We start from the raw sequence: 15605 nt of genomic DNA, 5'->3' as shown, positions 1-15605 counted from the left end.
CGTGTCCGGGTTGGGGTAGTGGACTATCCTTCAGCCTTGTGGAGGCTGAGACGCGGGTTCAATTCTCGCACCTGGACCTTGACATTTCCTCTTTACCCATAAACACCCGTTAGAGGGACCAGTAGCTGTATTCCTCGATAGAGTATCACTGATCTTTCACGGCCGCACTCTTATAAACTACAATAAAATACACCGAACTATGCCCGAGTGCCCAGCGTGTGGAACAGCCCGTGATTCGTGGCAGAAACTCCGCGTCCACCACCAATCTGCCCACGGGGAGTCGCTTCCGAACCGCGAGTGTGAACGGTGTGGCGAGCGGTTCTACAGAGTTCGAGGCAGAGTGCCTCGGGGCTTGACCGTGGGTGAATGCCGACCCCTTATGAAACACCCACCCCGAACATTTAGACTCGATTAATACTATCATCTAATTGTGCAGAATTCGCTGACAAGCACTCTCGTCTTCCAACTCGACATTCGAGAGGGCAGTCAGCAACTCTTGTACTCCGGACAACTCGAAGCCCGGCGCGTGGTCAACGAAATCTTCCGCCTCGACTCGGAAGACTACGACTGGGACACCATCGAAGACCTCGTAGTCGAACGGTCAAACCACGTCAAAAACACTACCCAACGCCTCTTCGATAAGGCTACAGATGCCCTCGAACGCTACTACGACGAGGACGACTACGGCCACCCGCGTCAGAACTACGAGGACGGGTTTCCGATTCGGATGAATCACGGCGAGGGCTACCAACTCTCGCTGGACGACGACTCGGAGGGCGTCAACTTCCGTGTGACTGCGTTGAAGCGCCAGTTCGTCCGAGGAACTCTGCAAGGCAGTCAGCACCACCTCGACCGGTTGCGAACCGCGCTGGAAGGAGACGACTGGCGTGTCGGCACGGCAGAAGTGGTTCGGAAACGCGGTCAGTACGAACTGCACGTGAACGTCACCCATGAAAAAGCAGACGTCGCAGAGAAAACCAACGCAACCACGTTCGTCGGCGTGGACGTAAACGAGGACTGCGTTGGACTCGCTGCTGTGACGGAAGACGGCGTGGAGGCCACGCTGGTCATCGAGTATCCGGAGATTAAGCGAGAGCGACACGAATACTTCACCATCCGAAAGCGAATGCAGAGCGTCGGCCAAACCTCACTCGAAAGCGAGATAGAACGTCGGGAACAGCGGTTTGTTCACGACCAACTCCATCAAGTCTCACGCCGCGTGGTTGAGTGGGCTGGCCAGTTCGAGAACCCCGTTATCGTCTTCGAGAACCTCGAAGACCTGCGTGACGGTCTTGACTACGGGACTCGAATGAATCGACGGTTGCATTCGCTGCCTTTCGCACAATTGCAAGAGTTCGTGTCGTACAAGGCTGCGTGGCGTGGAATCCCATCGGATCATATTGACCCTGAGTACACGAGCCAAGCGTGCCCGGTTTGCGGTCACACGGCGCGGGCGAATCGTCAGGGCAAGCGGTTCAAATGCGTCGAGTGTAGGTTCCAAGACCACGCTGACCGGAAAGCAGCCCTATTGATTGGTGCGAAGGGATTGAAGAAGCAGAATCGAAACGTGCCCGCTCTCAACAACCTTCCCGTGATTCGAACGCGGAAGGTGCGACGGCGTGGCAACGGGGAGCGTGAACCTCCCGACCACAACCCGTACTTGACCATTCGAGGCGACCAGGCCAACGGTCAGCACGGGAGTGTTAGCGGCTAACCTGTGGGAAGAAGCCTCGGGGCTTGACCCCAAGGCGGTTCACTATACCTCGGAGAAGGCCGGACGCCTCTGTCCGGACTGCGTTGACGCGACGGAGTGGCAGGAGCCGCCCACGCTCGCGGGAGCGGCGAATCCGAACTACGACGGTGGCAAAGAGACCGTCACCTGTGACGTCTGTGGAGCCGTGTTCCGGCGGTATCCGAGCAACCTCGGCGACGGCGCGACGTTGTGTAGCAACGAGTGTCGGGCGGCGTGGCTCTCCGACGAATACGCCGGGTCGGGCCACCCGAACTGGGACGGTGGCCCGACCGGCTCGTACGGACCGGGTTGGCAAGAGGTGCGACGGCGCGCGCTCGAGCGCGACGACCACGCCTGCGTGCTGTGTGGCACCGACGCCGCCGACCTCGGTCGTGATCCAGACGTCCACCACATCGTCCCGGTCCGTCGGTTTCTCGAACATCCGGTGACGACGGTCGCCGACGCGCACACCCTCGACAACGTCGTCTGTCTGTGTCCGTCGTGTCACCGCCGGGCAGAAGCTTCGCTCACTGCGGCTGAACTACGGTACCGTGCCGGTTTCGGGTAGACGGCCGTAACCGCCATACGCGGCGGCGCCGAATCGCCGTCGATGAGTGACGGTGGGGCCCGCGACGAGCCGAAGCGGGGGGACGGCGACCACGCGGAACTGCTTTCGCGGCTTGAAGCACACGACCTCGCGGTGGGCGTCGAACCGGACGCCGGGACGGCAGCGGCGTTCGCGGTTGACGCTGACGCCGACCCTGACAGGGTGTTCCCGCAGTCGGTCGCCAGCGGGGGGCCGACGCCGACGGGCGTCATCCTGTGGGCCCGGGTCGCGCCAGGGGCGTTCGTCCCCGAGGCGCCGCTGGCGGTGCAGGTGGCCCGTGACGCGTCGTTCGAGGAGGTAGTCTACGAGGGGGTAGTGACCGAGGACGCGTCTATCCGGGCGCACGATTACACGGTGAAGGTCGACCTCGATGGCCACCTCGAACCTGCCACCGAGTACTGCTATCGATTCATCCACGACGGGGTCGCCTCGCGAACCGGGACCTGCCAGACGTTGCCGCGGCCCGATGCCAGCCCGGAGTCCGTCTCGGTTGCTGTGCTCGCCTGTCAGAACTACCTCAACGGGTACTACCCTGCGTTAGGGTATGTCGCCGAGGAAGATGTCGACTTCGTGGTTCATGTCGGCGACTTCATCTACGAGTCGGACGACGGCCACTTCAAGGGGCTCGGCTCCTACGACTACGAGGGGCGGGCTCTCGAGTTGCCCAGCGGCGCCGACCGGGTGCAGGATCTCGACGACTACCGGTATCTCTACCGGGAGTACCGCTCTGACCGGTTCCTCCAGCGAGCGCTGGAGTCGCATACCCTCATTGCGGGCTGGGACGACCACGAGATGGTCAACGACGTCTACTGGGACCGGGAGACAGACGCGCCCGCAGGGGACCATCCCCGGAGCGACGACCCCGAGTTCATGACCCGGCTGGTTGCCGATGCGATGCACGCGTGGTGGGAATTCATGCCCGCTCGCGTCGAGTATGACCCTGCTGGCGACTCGCTACAGGAACGGTTCCGGCTGTGGCGGTCCTTCGCGTTCGGCGATCTCGTCGACCTTGCGATGACCGACGAGCGACTCTTCCGCGATCCGCCGCGCGAGGTGATTCCAACTGTCGACGAGGTCGGTCCCCACCGCGAACCGCCCGGCCGGACGATGCTCGGCGACGAGCAGCGCGAGTGGCTGGTGGAGACGCTCACCGGCTCCGAGGCGACGTGGACCGTCTGGGCCGACGAGGTGCTGACGGTCCCCTTCCGACTCGGCTCCGGGCCGCTGTCTGTGTATCCCGTCCAGGGTGGCTGGGACGGGTACACTCGCGAGCGACAGACCATCACAGAGGCTGTCGCCGCCGCGGGCGTCGACAATTTCGTCACGCTCACCGGCGACATGCACTGTTACATCGCGGCGTACAAGCGAACTGCCTACCCTGGCCGCGTGTCAGGTGGTCGTGGTGTGGCCACCGGCGAGCGAATCGGCGTGGAGTTCATGACGCCAGCCGTCACCTCGCTCAATGTCGCTGAGGCACTCCACCTGACGCGGGGGATCAGAAAGCGGCTGACCGAGCCGCTGCTCTCGTGGCTCATTCCCGCGATGAACCCGCACGTGGCGTTTTTCGACTCGCACAACTGGGGCTATGCTGTCGTGGAGTTCACCCGCGAGGACTGCACGTACGTCGGCTATGCTGTCGACAAGACGACAGACGATCCTGACGCCGACCGGGAGGTCCTCGTCGCCTACCGGGTCCCCGAGGGGGCGGTCGAACTGGAGGATGTCACCGATGCGTACACCTAGCTTGGCCGCTCGATCCGTGGCAGGTTTGTCTCGTCGTCGGCCCGCTCGCGACCCACCGCGCCCCCCTGCTTGATGATGTTCAGCGCCGTCGTCAGGTCGGTCCGTGAGATGAGGCCCACGAACTCGTCGCCGTCCATGACGAGCAACCGACCGACACCGGCCTCCTGCATCTGCTCTAACGCGTCCATTGCGGCCGCGTCAGGCGCTGTCGTCTCGAGCTCTGTCGACATCACCTCCGCGACCGTGTAGGCGTCTCGCTCCACCTCCCGGACGGACTGGGCATCACCCAGCGTGACGACGCCGACCACCCGGTCGCCGTCGAGGACAGGGTAGCCGGTGTGGCGCTCGGCGAACATCCGGTCGAGCAGGGTCGCAACACTCGTGTCCGGTGAGACACTGTCCACCTGTTCGGCGGGCGTCATGATGTCCTCGACGCTGACGCCTTCGAAAGCGGCGGTCATGGTCGTTCGCTGGGCCTCCGAGGAGGCACCGATATAGATGAAGAATGCCATCGCGACGAGGAACAGACCACCCCCGCCGAACAGCCCGAACAGCCCCAGCCCGATTGCAAATAGCTTCCCCACCTCGGCAGCAATCCGTGTTGCCTCGGCGTACGGGCGTGTGCGCGCGAGCAGTGCTCGCAGGACGCGCCCGCCGTCCATCGGGAAGCCAGGAAGCATGTTGAACGCCGCTAGCGCGACGTTCATGACTGCGAGATACGCCAGCAGGAACCGCGCGGCGGCGACGATGGCCGTGTCGCCGGGCGGGATAGCGGTGAAGACGAGATAGGAACCGACGCCCAGCGCGACGCTCACGACAGGGCCGGCGACGGCGATAGCCAATTCCTGCCGTGGGTCCTCCGGCATCTCCGAGAGCTGTGCGACGCCGCCGAACAGCCACAGTGTGATGGATGAGATGGGGACGCCGTACCGCATGGCGACGGCCGAGTGGCCCAGTTCGTGGAGCACAACCCCCGCGAACAGCCCCACCGCCGCGACGGTGCCGACGCCGAAGGCGACCGCCGGCGTCGCCGAGAGCGCCCCCACGTCGACGGCCGCCGTCGGTCCGAGCACGCTGTTGAGTAGCCGGCCGTACCGGGCCAAGCTGGAGCCGATGAGATACGCGAAGAGCGGCAGGACGAGAAGAAACGTCAGATCGAGCTCGACGGGGATGTCGAGGAGCCGCCCGATACGGAAACTCCGCATACCAGAAGGTAGCCGCGGCCGCTACTTAAGCACTCGCGCCCACTTGAACGCGCGCCGTCATCATTTCGGGGCCTGCCCCCATGTAGCGGGTATGGATGGAGATACCGGACTGGTGCGGCGCGGCGAGGCTGTCGAGTACGACGCTGTCGAGGCGGCCGACGGGCTCAGCAAGGGCGTGTTACTCGGCCCCGAAACGACGCCAACCCTCTCTGTGCGTCGGTTCACGCTCGCACCCGGCGGCAGCGTCCCCGCCCATACGAACGACATCGAACACGAGCAATACGTGCTCGCCGGCGAGTACGTCGTCGGGATTGGCGACAAAGAGTGGACGGTCCGAGCAGGCGACGCGATTCACGTCCCGGCGGGAGCGGTCCACTGGTACCGCAACGAGAGCGACGAGCCGGGGGCGTTCATCTGTGCGGTGCCGAACGGCGATGACACCATCGAACTCGTTGACGAGTAGCAGCCACAGTCTGTATCAGCTGCCTGTCTGTCTCACGGACTCGCTCGACGCACGTACCAGTACCGAGCCACGCGGACGCGCTGCGAGCGCGTCCCACCCCCACGTGCGTGCAGAGCCCGTCGTGGCTGGGCTGGTCGCGTAGGTCATCGCTGTTGCCTCCCGCCCTGCGTCTCTCGGCGGCGGCCTCCCGCTGGTTGCGACGGTCGCTGCGAGCCTCGAACGCATCGACCCGACGACGCCGAACGGCGACTCTACCGCTCGCCGCGGCGACGAGATGGGCGCCGGCTTGTTTGTCGATGTCGGCGAGTAGTCACGCGAACCCGGAGGCGTTTTGCCGTCGGGCCGCTCATCTGTTGGTGTGTCACAGCAGGTCGCCGCCGTCGACACGCTGTTTTGCCACGAGCGGTCCGACGGCGATTTCACCGTCGCCGTCGAGCGGGACGACGAGCGGGTGCTTCACGGTCGGCTGGAGTTGAAAGAGACGGACGCAGGGCCCCGGCCGGCTCGTCTGCGGGTGCGCGACGGTTCCGAGGAGGAACCCCATCCCCCCGACCAGTTTGTCGAAATCGCCCGGCGTGCGGCTCGTATTCGCATCTCCGAGCAGACCAGCCGGGCCGGCCGCGACCGCCTGCGGGCGATGTTCGCGGGCTACCAGCTGGCTGACAAGGTGAAGGCGGTGCGTACCTGCCGGCGGTGTGCCCGTGATGGCCGGTATGCGCCGCTGACCGAGGCGACGGCCATCCGCGCGGACGACGAACACATCTGCCGGTCGTGTGCGATGCGGGAACTCGACCGGGAGGCGAATTTCCGTGGCCTCCGTTCGGGCGCCCGCGAGCGGCTGGAGGAGCTGCTGCTCGATGTCGGCGATCTCGACCGGATCACCGATCTGTTGTCGGGCGATCTCGACCCCGAGGTGACGCGGTTCGACACCGTTTCGGCCACGACCGACGAAATCGACCTGGTTGACACGTCGACGCTCTCGCTGCACCCGGGTATCCAGTCGAAGCTGGAGGCGCGGTTCGACACGCTGCTGCCGGTGCAGAGTCTCGCCGTCGAGAATGGGGCCGTCGATGGGGCCGACCAACTCGTCGTGAGCGCGACGGCGACTGGAAAGACGCTCATCGGCGAGATGGCGGGGCTCGACCGCGTCCTCTCGGGTGATGGGAAGATGCTGTTTCTCGTGCCGCTGGTCGCGCTGGCCAATCAGAAACACGAACAGTTCGAGGAGCGGTACGGCGACATCGCCGACGTCACCATCCGGGTGGGTGCCTCCCGCATCAACGATGACGGCAGCCGGTTCGACCCAGATGCAGACATCGTGGTCGGCACCTACGAGGGGATCGACCATGCACTGCGGGTGGGCAAAGACCTCGGCGACATTGGCACCGTCGTCATCGACGAGGTCCACACGCTCGGCGAGCAGGGCCGCGGCCACCGGCTCGACGGGCTCATCTCCCGGCTGAAACACTACACCGAGTCGCGCGGCTACGACGCCCAGTGGATATATCTCTCGGCGACCGTCGGCAATGCCGAGCAGCTCGCCCATCAGCTGCGGGCAACCCTCATCGAGTTCGAAGAGCGGCCGGTCCCGATCGAGCGGCACGTCACCTTCGCGGAGGCACAGGAGAAGCCTCGCATCGAGAACCGGCTGGTGAAGCGGGCGTTCGACACCCGCTCGTCGAAGGGGTACCGCGGTCAGACCATCATCTTCACCAACTCTCGGCGGCGCTGTCACGAGGTTGCGCGCAAACTGGAGTACGACGCCGCTCCCTACCACGCGGGGCTCGACTACGGTCGCCGTAAGACCGTCGAGCGGCAGTTCGGCAACCAAGACCTGGCGGCTGTCGTGACGACGGCCGCGCTCGCGGCCGGCGTCGACTTTCCCGCCTCGCAGGTGATTTTCGACTCGCTGGCCATGGGTATCGAGTGGCTCACCGTCCAAGAGTTCGAGCAGATGCTCGGGCGAGCAGGCCGACCCGATTACCACGACGAAGGGCGGGTCTACCTGTTGGTTGAGCCGGACGGCTCCTATCACGGCTCCCAAGAGATGACCGAAGATGAGGTGGCGTTCAAGCTGCTGAAAGGCGAGATGGAGTCCGTGCGCACGGTCTACGACGAGTCGTCGGCCGTCGAGGAGACGCTCGCGAATCTCGTCGTTGCCGGCCGCGAGGCGAAGCGGCTCAACGACCGGATGATCGGCGAGGTTCCGACGAAACACGCTCTCGGGAAGTTGCTGGAGTTTGGCTTCATCGACGGGCTGGAGCCGACCCGGCTCGGCCGCGTCGTCTGCCGGCACTTCCTCGCGCCCGACGAAGCGTTCGTGATGCTCGACGGCATCCGCAAGGGGCGTGACCCGTACAAGGTGGTCGCGGACCTCGAACTCCGTGAGGAGGCGTAGACTGGCCGACGACGAACGCGGGGTTTTTCAGCCGGCCCGGTGACCCGTCGGTGTGGCACTTCCGGAACTGACCGCGGGGATGCTCGTGGTCTTCACACTCATCCTCGTGGCGCTGGTGTTGTTCGCCACGGAGCCGGTGCCCATCGACATCACCGCACTTGGCGTAGCGGTGACGCTGATGCTCGTCGAGCCGGTCACTGCCGGCCTCGCGAGTGCCGGCCTACTCGGGGCGCCTGTCGCAGTTATCTCCCCGGAGCAGGGGCTCTCGGGGTTTGCCTCGCGAGCGACTATCACCGTGCTGGCGATGTTCGTGCTGTCTGCAGGGGTCCAGCGGACCGGCGTCATCCAGCTGCTCGGCCAGAAGATTGCGGCGCTGACTGGTGACTCCGAGTCGCGCCAGTTGTCAGCGGTCGTCGGGCTCGTCACTCCCATCTCCGGGCTCATCAACAACACCGCCGCCGTCGCCATCCTGCTCCCGATGGTGACCGACCTCGCGCATGGCGGCAACAACTCGCCGTCGAAGCTGCTGCTCCCGCTGTCGTACGCCTCGATGTTCGGCGGGACGCTCACTGTCGTCGGCACGTCGACGAACATTCTCGCGTCCGAACTCGCTATCGTCTACCTGGGGCGGCCGTTCGGCATGTTCGAGTTCACCGCGCTGGGGGCGCTCGTCGCGCTGGCGGGGACGGCGTATCTGCTTACTGTCGGGCGGCTCCTGACGCCCGCACGCATCCCGCCGTCGACGGATCTCACCGAAGAGTTCAGAATGGGGGAGTATCTGACAGAGGTGCAGGTACGCGAGGACTCGCCAATCGTCGGCGACACCGTCGGCGAGGCGCTCCGCGAGACAGAGTTCGACATCGATGTCGTCCAACTCATCCGAGGCGACCAGACGTTCCTCGAGCCGCTGGGCCAGAAGACGATTCGCGCGGGCGACGTGTTCGTCGTCCGGACAGCGCGGGACACGCTGGTGGACCTGCTCGACGCCGAGGGGCTCGATCTCGTGCCCGAGGCGACCGTCGACGCTTCAGAACTAGAGCAGGCGGAACCGTCGCGCAACCTCGTTGAGGTGGTCGTCGCGCCGGGGTCGTTCCTCGTCAGCAAGTCACTGGCGTCGGCGAACTTTCGCGAGCGGTACGACGCGACGGTGCTCGCGGTCCGGCGGGGCCGCGAGACGATACGCACGCGGCTCGACCGGCTGACCCTCCGGGTAGGTGACACGCTGCTCGTGCAGGCGACGACCGACTCCGTCGACCGGCTCTCGAACAATCGCGATTTCATCCTCGTGGGAGAAGTCGAGCGGCCCGACTACCGCCGCGAGAAGGTTCCCGTCGCCATCGGCCTCATCCTCTCGGTGGTGGTCGTGGCGGCAGTCACGCCCATCCCCATCGTCGTTGCAGCACTGGCGGGCGCGCTCGGGATGGTATTCACCGGCTGTCTGGAGCCGACCGAGGTGTATGACGATGTCCAGTGGGACGTCATCGTGCTGCTGGCGGGCGTCATCCCGCTGGGGGTGGCAATGCAGGAGACCGGCGGCGCCGACCTGCTCGCGCAACTGGTTGTGCTCGCGGCCGGCGGGCTCCCGGCGCTGGCCGTGCTCGCGCTGCTGTATCTCGTGACGGCAGTGCTGACGAACATCATCTCCAATAACGCCGCCGTCGTGCTGATGATTCCCGTTGCCGCACAGGTGGCTGCCGATGTGAACGCGAGCGTCTTCTCGTTCATCCTCGCGGTCACCTTCGCGGCCTCGACGGCGTTCATGACGCCGGTGGGCTACCAGACGAACCTGTTCGTCTACGGGCCAGGTGGCTACCGGTTCACCGACTACCTGCGCGTCGGGACCCCCCTCCAGCTGCTGTTCGCTGTCGTGACGACGCTCGGTATCGCCGGCCTGTACGGACTTTGAGGTCCTCCCCGCCCTGACGCGCGGGGCTTTCTCCTTGGTTCCCCGTAACGAAACGCTTTCACCTGCCCTGGTGGTACGTCGAGGTGCGGGACCGTGGGGTAATGGTATCCTTCGGCGTTTGGGACGCCGTAATCCCGGTTCGATTCCGGGCGGTCCCACTCCGGGCGCTTCTTATTCCCGAAGTGTCGCCACCACCGGCGCAAGCATCTCATCCCCACCCAGCACGTCGAGCGCCTCTGCCCGGTCGACGGCCGGCACGTAGGTCGGCCGGCCCTTCCCCGTGGGCGAGGCGTCGTCTGGTCGCTCCTCGTCGAGCAGCCCCTCCGCCTCAAGCACGGAGAGCGTCTCGATGACATCGCTGCGCGTGACACCGACGATACGGTCACCCGCCAGGTCGTCGACCCGTTCTTCGAGCAGATCATAGACATCGAACGAGTAGGCCGGCGTCTCGCCGTCGCCGTCCAGTTCCAACACGCCAAGCAGGACGAACCGCTGGAACGGCGTCGCCTCCGCGATACGCTCTCGCATGGGGCGTGCTTCTGTGGCTCACAGCAAGAAGGTGCTGGTCCAGCCCCGCTCAGGCCGACTCGTAGTCGACGGTCTCGCCCGTCACGACGGCCAGTCCCACCGACGGTGTCCCCCACCGGAGGTGGTGTTCGGGGACCAGCGGCACCGGCACAGGCTGGTAGCCGCTGGCTCGCATCGCACGGACGCCGGTGAACCGCCCGACCTCGCGGTCGCCGTCGAAGACGCAGAACGACCCCTCACGGCGGGCGTACCGGTAGGGGAACCGGTCGGCGGGTCCTGGACACGTCAGCGCATCGACCGATTCGAAGGCAGCCGTCCGCCGTCGGTTCACTTCGAGCAGGAGCCGGGGGGCCCCCGAGTCGGCGGGTTCTTCGCGCCACGCCAGCACGCGGTCGGCGCGCGCCGACGCCGACTCCCCGTGTCGGGGCGTTGGCGACGCAGCCTTGACAGCCGCGTAGCTTCCGTCAGCCAGCCGGATACGGTCGGGGACGTGGTAGAAGCGTCGCAGGCCATCCCGCTCGCCAGCGACGAACCGTGGGGGAGCAAGTCGCTCACGAACGGTGTCGGCGTCGGCCGCGCGGGCGACGTACAGCACGGCCCGATCGTGGCGCGCTGCGTGTGCCGCCCGCTCGACGAGCGCTGTCGGGTCGCCCTCGACAGGTTCGACCGCGAGCGGGTCGGCAGCCAGCCCCGCCGGGGAATCTCGGCCAGTCGCGACCGCCGGCGGCTCGCCCGCGTCGGCCGGGCGGTCGACCGTGAGCCCGCGCGCACGTAGGTCCGCGAGTACCGTGTCAAGCACACATGTAGTACGGGCGCGGGAGTCGAAAGGCTACCGTCCCCGGTGGCTGGCCGGCGGGCAGACAGGGGTGCGAACGTTCTTATTCAGGCGCGCATAAGCCGGCACAACTGATGGCACGCGCGGAGAATGCCGAGATAATCGACCGGTTCGAGGAGTTCTATCGGAGCTACTACCGGAACGAGATCGGCGAACTCGCCCAACGATACCCCGGCGAGCAGAAGTCGCTGTACGTCGATTGGAACGACCTCTACCGATTCGACCCAGATATGGCCGAGGATTTCCTCGCTCAGCCAGCCCAGATGCAGGAGTACGCCGAGGAAGCACTCCGGCTGTACGACCTGCCGGTCGATGTCAAGCTCGGCTCCGCACACGTCCGCCTGCGGAACGTCAGCGACCGGACCGGCATCCGTGATATCCGTGCGGACCACGTCGGCAACCTCATCGCAGTGCAGGGAATCGTCCGGAAGGCGACGGACGTGCGCCCGAAGATGCGACAGGCCGCCTTCGAGTGTCAGCGCTGCGGGACGATGACGCGTATCCCCCAGTCGGACGGCGAGTTCCAGGAACCACACGAGTGTCAGGGCTGCGAACGCCAGGGGCCGTTCGCTATCAACTTCGACCAGTCGGAATTCGTCGACTCACAGAAAATCCGCGTCCAGGAATCGCCCGAGGGGCTGCGCGGCGGTGAGACGCCCCAGGCCATCGATGTGAACATCGAGGACGATATCACGGGGAAGGTGACTGCCGGCGATCACGTCACCATCACCGGGATTCTCCGGCTGGAACAGCAGGGCTCCGAACAGGAGAAGTCGCCCGTCTTCGATTTCTATATGGACGGGATGACTGTCACCATCGAAGACGAGCAGTTCGAGGAGATGGACATCTCCGAGGAGGACAAGAAGCGTATCATCGAGCTGTCGAACGATGAGGAGATCTACGAGAAGATGGTCGAGTCGATGGCACCGTCCATCTACGGCTACGAGAAACAAAAGAAGGCCATCATCCTTCAGCTGTTCTCTGGCGTGCGCAAGAACCTCCCCGACGGCTCGCGCATTCGCGGTGATCTCCATATCCTCCTCATCGGCGATCCCGGAACGGGGAAGTCGCAGCTACTTCAGTACGTGAAACAGCTCTCTCCCCGTTCCGTCTATACATCCGGGAAGGGGAGCAGTTCGGCAGGGCTTACCGCGGCAGCTGTGAGAGATGACTTCGCCGAGGGCCAGCAGTGGACGCTGGAGGCCGGCGCGCTGGTGCTGGCCGACCAGGGGGTCGCCGCGATTGACGAACTCGACAAGATGCGGTGCGTGACGGGCGATACGCTCGTTCATTTCGGGGACAGAATCGCTCGCATCGAGGACTTCGCGCACGAAGCTGCCGAGGAGGGGGAGGTCGAGACGCTGCCGAACGGCCGCACGATCCGCGACATCGACGCCGACGCGTGGACGATGACGGAGGATGGGCAGTTGGTGAAGCGCCCCGTGACAGCGGTCCACGAGTATGACGCCCCTGACGAACTCGTTGCGGTAACGACTGAGACTGGCGAGCGGCTCACGACGACGGCAGATCACCCGTATTTCGTGTTCACCGACGGCCAGCGCGTCGAGACACCGGCGAGCGACCTGGGGCGCGGAGATTGGATCTACGTTCCTCGTGGACTGCACGAATCGGTGAGCGATGGCGGAACAACGGTTGCCGAGCCGGCAGCTGCCGGAGCAGATGATGCACACGTAACTCCGGCGCTGGCTGCCGTGCTTGGATATCTCGCCGGTGACGGGAATCTGTACTACGAGCCGAACGGCGGTCCGTCCGGAATCCGATTCACCAACTCTGAGGAGGAGTTACTGTCCGACTTCGAGCGGGTCTGCCGGCTCGCATTCGACGCCGAGCCGGTTCGCCCACCGAGCGAGCAGCGCGCCGACGGTGTCGAGACCGTCCGGCTAATAGGGCGTGAGTACGCCGACCGTGTGATTGAGGCGGGGATGAACCGCGAAACATACGACGGGAAACGTCTGCCGGAGGCCGTCACTGCGGGCTCACGGACGGCAAAAGCTGCCTTCGTACGCGCCCTTGCCGACAGCGAGGGGAGCGTCGACGAGCGGAGCGTCACGATCCACTCTGCAAGCTACGAGCTACTGCTCGGCGTGAAGCAGCTACTGCTCGAATTCGGGGTCTCGAGCCAGATTCAGCACCGGGAACGCCCAGAGCAGCTGGATCTTCATCTACTCGTCGTAACTGATGCGGCGTCACTCCAGCGATTCGCTCGGTCGATTGGATTTACACTGCGCCGGAAACAGGACCAGCTTACCGACGCAGTGGAGCGCGTCTCTGGCGACCGGACGATTCTCGACGTGATTCCTGACATCGGTGACGAACTCGCTGATATCCGGTCGTCACTCCGGTTGTATCAGGCGGAGTGTGGCATTTCGGACGCCACGTACTGTGACTTCGAGAACGGACGGGCAAACGTATCGATTCGACTGGGGAGAAAGATACTCGACGCCTTCGAGTCCCGCAAGCAGACGGCGCAGCACGATCTCGACCGCGTGGCGGACGCCGACTGGGCGACGCTGACGACGCTCACAGACCGGTACCACGTTACCCAGACCGAGATTGCGCAGACGACTCGATACAGCCAGCCCCGCGTCTCGGAGCTGTGGGGCGACGATGCGGAGCTCAGAGAGACCGTCGCTGACCGACTGGCGCTGCTCATCCGTGACGTTGCGACGGCGGACCTGTCGCCGCTTCGAGAGCTCGTCTCCGCTGATGTGAAGTGGCGCCGTGTCGCGTCCGTTGAAACTGTCTCCCCCGAGTCGGACACTGACACGATACGGTTGTTACGGGCCGAACTAGCCGAGCTGCTCGGCTGCGAGGAATCGGTCGCTGTCGAGACGGCCCGAACGATGCTTGCTGACACGCCAGAGTTGAACAGCTGGGATGGCCTGAAGCGGGCGGCAGATGAGTACGACATCGCCCACCGGCAGATTGCATCCGACCTGGACGTACACCAGACAACTGTGACGCGGTGGCTGAACGGGACGGTCGAGACGGACCGCCAGCCGGCAGTGGCGGCAGCTGTTCGCCGCCGGATCGTCGCCCGTCGGGGAAAGATTCGGACGCTGCTCTCAGAAGTCGAGGCCCGGCAGACTCCAACAGTATACGACCTCACGGTCGAGGGGACACACAACTTCGTGGCGAACGGCATGGTCGTCCACAACTCGGAGGACCAGTCTGCGATGCATCAGGCACTAGAACAACAAGAAATCAGTATCTCGAAGGCGGGCATCAACGCGACGCTGAAGTCGCGGTGTTCGCTGCTGGGCGCGGCGAACCCGATTCACGGTCGGTTCGACGAGTACGAGCCGATGGCCGAGCAGATCGACCTTGATCCGCCGCTCATCTCGCGGTTCGACCTCATCTTCACCGTCACCGACCGGCCCGACGAGGAGGAGGACCGTGCGCTGGCCGAGCACATTATCGAGACGAACTACGCGGGCGAGCTGTTCACCCACCGGGAGAGTGTCCCGACGTCGAACGTCACCGAGGAAGAGGTCGAGAGCGTCGGCGAGGACGTCGAGCCGACCATCGACACGGAGCTGCTCCGCAAGTACGTCGCCCATGCGAAGCGCAGCTGTTTCCCCACGATGACCGCCGAGGCGAAAGATGCCATCCGAGACTTCTACGTCGAACTTCGGCTGGAAGGACAGGGCGAGAACAACCCTATTCCCGTTACGGCCCGGAAGCTGGAGGCGCTGGTGCGGCTGGCGGAGGCGAGCGCGCGCGTCCGGCTGTCGGATACCGTCGAGCGCGAGGACGCCGAGCGAGTCATCGACATCGTGCGCTCGTCGCTGGAGGATGTCGGGATCGACCCAGAGACGGGCGAACTCGATGCGGATATCATCGAGTCGGGGACCTCCAAGAGCCAGCGCGACCGTATCAAGAATATCAAGGGCATCATCAGCGAGCTCGAGGACGAGTACCAGGACGGCGCGCCCGTCGAAGAGGTGTACGAACGGGCCGAGGCCGCCGGCATGGACCGTGAGAAGGCTGAACACGAAATCGGGAAGCTCCGTCAGAAAGGCGAGATATACGAGCCGACGACCGACCACCTGCGGGCGGTTTGATGGCCCCGGGCGCGCTCGTGTAGCAGCGACTGGGACGAGAAACTGTCAGTGGGCTCGCCTCCCGAGCGGGCCCCGCGCATCAACAGTACATCTTTTAGTAGCC

10 protein-coding genes and 2 tRNA genes are annotated in these 15605 nt (G+C 64.9%); 9 read left to right on the top strand and 3 right to left on the bottom strand.

Features of this window, described 5'->3' with window-relative positions:
* The first annotated feature begins 4 nt into the window (after nt 1-4).
* From ABEJ63_RS07255 to ABEJ63_RS07240, 4 genes are all read left to right on the top strand, one after another.
* Nucleotides 5-77: transfer RNA gene (locus tag ABEJ63_RS07255), tRNA-His, on the top strand.
* A 353-nt stretch (nt 78-430) separates the two neighbouring features.
* Nucleotides 431-1714 carry an RNA-guided endonuclease TnpB family protein gene (locus ABEJ63_RS07250; RefSeq protein ID WP_375795691.1) on the top strand — a complete coding sequence of 428 codons (1284 nt, stop codon included), beginning with the start codon at nt 431-433 and terminating at the stop codon, nt 1712-1714.
* Complete coding sequence (locus tag ABEJ63_RS07245; RefSeq protein WP_375795690.1) at nt 1701-2300, top strand: HNH endonuclease; 600 nt, start codon at nt 1701-1703, stop codon at nt 2298-2300. The genes ABEJ63_RS07250 and ABEJ63_RS07245 overlap by 14 nt, the downstream gene beginning before the upstream one ends.
* A 42-nt stretch (nt 2301-2342) precedes the next feature.
* The gene (locus tag ABEJ63_RS07240; RefSeq protein ID WP_375795689.1) at nt 2343-4082 is read left to right on the top strand and encodes an alkaline phosphatase D family protein; all 1740 of its coding nucleotides are present in this window, start codon (nt 2343-2345) and stop codon (nt 4080-4082) included.
* Here the strand turns inward: ABEJ63_RS07240 and ABEJ63_RS07235 are convergent.
* Nucleotides 4079-5287 carry a site-2 protease family protein gene (locus ABEJ63_RS07235; RefSeq protein ID WP_375795688.1) on the bottom strand — a complete coding sequence of 403 codons (1209 nt, stop codon included), beginning with the start codon at nt 5285-5287 and terminating at the stop codon, nt 4079-4081. The two genes, ABEJ63_RS07240 and ABEJ63_RS07235, sit on opposite strands and share 4 nt — an antisense overlap.
* A gap of 91 nt (nt 5288-5378) precedes the next feature.
* Here ABEJ63_RS07235 and ABEJ63_RS07230 point away from each other — a divergent pair, with 91 nt between their 5' ends.
* The 4 genes from ABEJ63_RS07230 (at nt 5379) to ABEJ63_RS07215 (ending at nt 10212) form a co-directional block, all read left to right on the top strand.
* Complete coding sequence (locus tag ABEJ63_RS07230) at nt 5379-5750, top strand: cupin domain-containing protein (protein WP_375795687.1); 372 nt, start codon at nt 5379-5381, stop codon at nt 5748-5750.
* A gap of 358 nt (nt 5751-6108) precedes the next feature.
* Nucleotides 6109-8148: a DEAD/DEAH box helicase gene (locus ABEJ63_RS07225; protein ID WP_375795686.1), complete on the top strand. Its 2040-nt coding sequence runs from the start codon at nt 6109-6111 to the stop codon at nt 8146-8148.
* Nucleotides 8149-8227: 79 nt separating this feature from the next.
* Nucleotides 8228-10054 (top strand): SLC13 family permease, encoded by a 1827-nt coding sequence (locus tag ABEJ63_RS07220; protein ID WP_375795694.1) that lies wholly within the window; start codon nt 8228-8230, stop codon nt 10052-10054.
* A gap of 87 nt (nt 10055-10141) precedes the next feature.
* Nucleotides 10142-10212, top strand: a tRNA-Pro gene (locus ABEJ63_RS07215).
* Between the two features lie 13 nt (nt 10213-10225).
* On the opposite strand, the gene ABEJ63_RS07210 is transcribed toward ABEJ63_RS07215, so the two are convergent.
* On the bottom strand, nt 10226-10582 hold the full coding sequence (locus ABEJ63_RS07210) for a hypothetical protein (protein WP_375795685.1): 357 nt from the start codon (nt 10580-10582) through the stop codon (nt 10226-10228).
* Between the two features lie 49 nt (nt 10583-10631).
* Nucleotides 10632-11381: a hypothetical protein gene (locus ABEJ63_RS07205; RefSeq protein ID WP_375795684.1), complete on the bottom strand. Its 750-nt coding sequence runs from the start codon at nt 11379-11381 to the stop codon at nt 10632-10634.
* A gap of 110 nt (nt 11382-11491) precedes the next feature.
* Between ABEJ63_RS07205 and ABEJ63_RS07200 the strand changes: the two genes are divergently transcribed.
* A complete protein-coding gene (locus tag ABEJ63_RS07200; RefSeq protein WP_375795683.1) occupies nt 11492-15502 on the top strand; it encodes an LAGLIDADG family homing endonuclease in 4011 nt (1336 codons plus the stop codon).
* Nucleotides 15503-15605 lie beyond the last annotated feature (103 nt).

The organism is Halosegnis sp., assembly GCF_042216475.1.
In the GTDB taxonomy this organism is placed as follows: Archaea; Halobacteriota; Halobacteria; order Halobacteriales; family Haloarculaceae; genus Halosegnis.
Note: the sequence above shows the minus strand (reverse complement) of the source record. Positions and strands in the feature narration are given on the sequence as shown.

Excerpts from the sequence above, each read along its gene's own strand:
- ABEJ63_RS07230 (WP_375795687.1), top strand. The coding sequence starts at position 5,379 with ATGGATGGAGATACCGGACTGGTGCGGCGCGGCGAGGCTGTCGAGTAC.
- ABEJ63_RS07210 (WP_375795685.1), bottom strand. The coding sequence starts at position 10,582 with ATGCGAGAGCGTATCGCGGAGGCGACGCCGTTCCAGCGGTTCGTCCTG.
- ABEJ63_RS07200 (WP_375795683.1), top strand. The coding sequence starts at position 11,492 with ATGGCACGCGCGGAGAATGCCGAGATAATCGACCGGTTCGAGGAGTTC.
- ABEJ63_RS07240 (WP_375795689.1), top strand. The coding sequence starts at position 2,343 with ATGAGTGACGGTGGGGCCCGCGACGAGCCGAAGCGGGGGGACGGCGAC.
- ABEJ63_RS07220 (WP_375795694.1), top strand. The coding sequence starts at position 8,228 with ATGCTCGTGGTCTTCACACTCATCCTCGTGGCGCTGGTGTTGTTCGCC.
- ABEJ63_RS07235 (WP_375795688.1), bottom strand. The coding sequence starts at position 5,287 with ATGCGGAGTTTCCGTATCGGGCGGCTCCTCGACATCCCCGTCGAGCTC.